This window comes from Parcubacteria group bacterium CG10_big_fil_rev_8_21_14_0_10_36_14, from assembly GCA_002772895.1.
Taxonomy (GTDB): Bacteria; Patescibacteriota; Patescibacteriia.
In genome coordinates this window covers 1-3,239 of sequence record PFCS01000039.1, presented here as the reverse complement: position 1 = coordinate 3,239, position 3,239 = coordinate 1, and the positions used below count along the sequence as shown (strand labels likewise).

The window sequence follows — 3,239 nt, the reverse complement described above, 5'->3', positions numbered from 1 at the left end:
TCTCCTATCTACTGCACTCGTTGATTCTTGAGAAGATTTGCTCCTAGTACGAGAGGACCGGAGTGAACTGACCTCTGGTGTATCTGCTGTCCTGCCAAGGGCACCGCAGAGTAGCTATGTCGGGAATGGATAACCTCTGAAAGCATCTAAGAGGGAAGCCAGCTTCAAGATTAGGAATCGTTTAGAACCCTAGGAGATGACTAGGTTGATAGGCTTTAAGTGTAAGCGCAGTAATGCGTTCAGCTGAGAAGTACTAATGTTTCGATTCCTGTTAAGAAATTTGCAAACCACAAACGCAAATCAGTTTTGGTATTGGGCTATTACCAGTACTAAGACTTTCAATTCCGATTGAAGAAATTTGCAAACCACAAAAAAATTTATCACAAATTAAAATTTTATTCGCGCTTTACCCTTCTCGGAGTACCGAGTGGGTCCTACGCGACTCATAAAATTTCAATTTGTTCTAAATTTTAAAAATTTTGAATATAATGTTCTGGTACTTTGACGGCGGAGTCACATCTCTTCCCATTCCGAACAGAGCAATTAAGCCCGCTAGTGCCGATGATACTCTCTTTAGGGGAAAGTAGGTAGGTGCCAGAACAATGTATTCAAATACATAACAAACCTTATGAAAATGAGGTTTTTTATGTATAATCATATTGTTGCTATTGATTTTTTGAAATAATAGATTGATAAAAGTTTTAGAAATATTTTATAGATAACATAACAATGAGATATAAACACATAACATACCGTATACTTTTTACTTTTGGAGTTTTAACATGTTTTATTTTTTTTGGTTGGCAGTGGTTTCATCGGATACCAGATAGAGATATACCCGCAAATAGTGTGGTAGTATCACCAGCAAATGGAAGGATTATTTATGTTGAAAAAGTAGATAATGAGACAATACATTTTTTTAAAAATGAAGTTGAGCAAATAGTGGATACAGGGATGAAGCAAAGCCCATATGTAATAATTGTTATTGAAATGAATATTCACAATGTTCATATACAACGAGCCCCTATAACAGGGATAATTGTTTTACAAGATCATATGCAAGGCGTATTTAAGAACGCTATTTTTTCAGATGACAAAGTTCATCTTGCAAATACAAATGAAAAGACATTGACTGTTTTTGAAAATGAAAATGGAGGAAGAGTGGGTGTAGTACAAGTGGCAGGTATACTTGCTAGACGTATAGAATCATGGAAAGTAAAGGGTGACAAGGTTGCAAAAGGAGAGCCCTATGGCATTATCAAGTTAGGTTCTCAAGTCGTTCTCATCTTGCCTTCATATATAGAACCATTAGTTGAAATAGGGCAAGTAGTTGTAGATGGAGAAACTGTTATAGGAAATTTCCCTAGTCTTTTTGATAAAATTTTAGAAAACTAAAAACACTAAAATCCAAAATTTTATTTGACTAATTGATAAAAATTTTATATATTAACTATAAATAAGTAATATTTTTAATACTATACAACTATAAAAGTAAAATTATACGAATATATCAAATGAAAAATTCACTTAAAGAAATTGCAGACGCTCTCGGTGTTTCGCTTAATGATTTAATGAAATAAAATTATGTTCAAACTTTTTTTAAAAATATTTAAAACTTCTAGAAATATAATCCCTTCACAAAACAAGGACTTTGACCAAGTAGACATTGTAGCCGTCGGTAAAAAAATAGAAAATAAAGTAAAAAAATTATTTTGTGGATCTTTGGCGATTCGCCAAATTGATGCCGGTTCGGACAATGCCTGCGAACAGGAATTGGTAGCTTTGTCTAATTCATTTTATGATATTGAGCGATTGGGAATTCATTTTGTGGCTTCACCACGGCACGCTGATATGCTTTTGGTAACTGGGCCGGTAACACGCAATATGGCAGAAGCAGTTAAACGAGCATACGAAGCTACGGCTGAACCAAAAATTGTCGTGGCCGTGGGAGATGATGCTATTGATGGAGGAATTTTTAAAAATTCTTACGCTGTTTTAGGCGGAGTTAACTCTGTTTTGCCGGTAAATTATCAAATTTCAGGCAATCCGCCGACCCCTAAAAAAATTCTGTTTTCATTACTGAATATCCTTGAAAGTTTAGATAAAAAGTCAGTTACATTAAAATAATATGTTAGAAATTATCACATCACCGATAAGTTTTTTTGTTTTGCTCTCGCTGTTTTTTTTCGGCGCGGTTGGTTCTTTATTGCTAAGAAAAGATGACGATTCGGCAAATATCTGGAGTAGTTTTTTTGCCATCGCTGGTTCTTTGTGGGGGTTACTTTTCTCTGTGGCAACAATTATTTTTGAACACACCATAGCTTTTATGATTGACGGTTCTCCTTTTCCTTTGCTTTCTCTCTCTTTTAATATTGATTTATTGTCCGCTTTTTTTATTTTTATTATTTCTTTAATTGCGCTTTTTTGTTCTATATATGCAGTCGGTTATATTAGGCATTATTATCAAAAATATAATATTGGTGCTTTAGGTTTTTTTTATAATTTTTTTATTTTGGGCATACTTTTAGTTTTTACAGCTTCCAATGGAATTTTCTTTTTGATCGGTTGGGAAATCATGTCAGTGGCTTCATTTTTTGCAGTTATTTATGACCGCAATGGTCAAGAAAATGTAAAAGCCGGATTTTTATATTTAATTATGACTTATATTGGCACCGCTTTTATTATGACGGCTTTTTTATTACTTTATAAGTTTACTGGTTCGTTTGATTTTGCGACCATCAAAAATGATGTTGCCTTGCTCCCGATTGGAGTAAAAAATATTGTTTTTTTAGCCACTTTGATTGGTTTTGGTGTCAAAGCTGGCATCATTCCTTTGCATATTTGGCTACCAGCTGCTCATCCGGCGGCACCTTCACATATTTCGGCGTTAATGTCCGGAGTGATGATTAAGACGGGAATTTTTATGATGATTAAATTATTTTTGGATATTCTTCAGCCAATTCCAATTTGGTGGGGAATTGTTGTTTTGATTATTGGGATAATCTCTTCTTTATTAGGTGTTTTGTATGCCTTGACAGAGCATGACATTAAGAGATTGCTGGCTTATCATAGTATTGAAAATATTGGTATTATCCTGCTTGGCCTTGGTAGTGCTCTTATTTTTTCTTCATTGGATATGCCTGCCTTGGCACTCTTGAGTTTGGTGGCGGCTCTTTTTCACACCTTAAATCATGCTATTTTTAAATCCTTACTTTTTTTGGGTGCTGGATCGGTTATCA

3 protein-coding genes, 1 rRNA gene, 1 pseudogene and 1 other annotated feature are annotated in these 3,239 nt (G+C 34.4%); of the genes and pseudogenes, 4 read left to right on the top strand and 1 reads right to left on the bottom strand.

Going from position 1 to position 3,239, the window contains the following annotated elements; translation table 11 throughout:
- Window positions 1-2 precede the first annotated feature (2 nt).
- Window positions 3-267 (top strand) — a sequence feature (possible 23S ribosomal RNA but 16S or 23S rRNA prediction is too short).
- Window positions 44-231: pseudogene (locus tag COU51_02730) on the bottom strand (hypothetical protein). Its footprint overlaps the feature before it by 188 nt.
- A 225-nt stretch (window positions 268-492) precedes the next feature.
- On the opposite strand from COU51_02730, the gene rrf reads away from it, so the two are divergent.
- From rrf to COU51_02710, 4 genes are all read left to right on the top strand, one after another.
- Window positions 493-600, top strand: a 5S ribosomal RNA gene (rrf, locus tag COU51_02725).
- A 129-nt stretch (window positions 601-729) separates the two neighbouring features.
- On the top strand, window positions 730-1,395 hold the full coding sequence (locus COU51_02720) for a phosphatidylserine decarboxylase family protein (protein PIR66670.1): 666 nt from the start codon (window positions 730-732) through the stop codon (window positions 1,393-1,395).
- Window positions 1,396-1,584: 189 nt separating this feature from the next.
- The gene (locus COU51_02715; GenBank protein PIR66669.1) at window positions 1,585-2,127 is read left to right on the top strand and encodes a formate hydrogenlyase; all 543 of its coding nucleotides are present in this window, start codon (window positions 1,585-1,587) and stop codon (window positions 2,125-2,127) included.
- A gap of 1 nt (window position 2,128) precedes the next feature.
- On the top strand, window positions 2,129-3,239 hold a 1,111-nt coding region (locus COU51_02710), incomplete at its 3' end, for a hydrogenase 4 subunit B (GenBank protein PIR66668.1).

Excerpts from the sequence above, each read along its gene's own strand:
- COU51_02720 (PIR66670.1), top strand. The coding sequence starts at position 730 with ATGAGATATAAACACATAACATACCGTATACTTTTTACTTTTGGAGTT.
- COU51_02715 (PIR66669.1), top strand. The coding sequence starts at position 1,585 with ATGTTCAAACTTTTTTTAAAAATATTTAAAACTTCTAGAAATATAATC.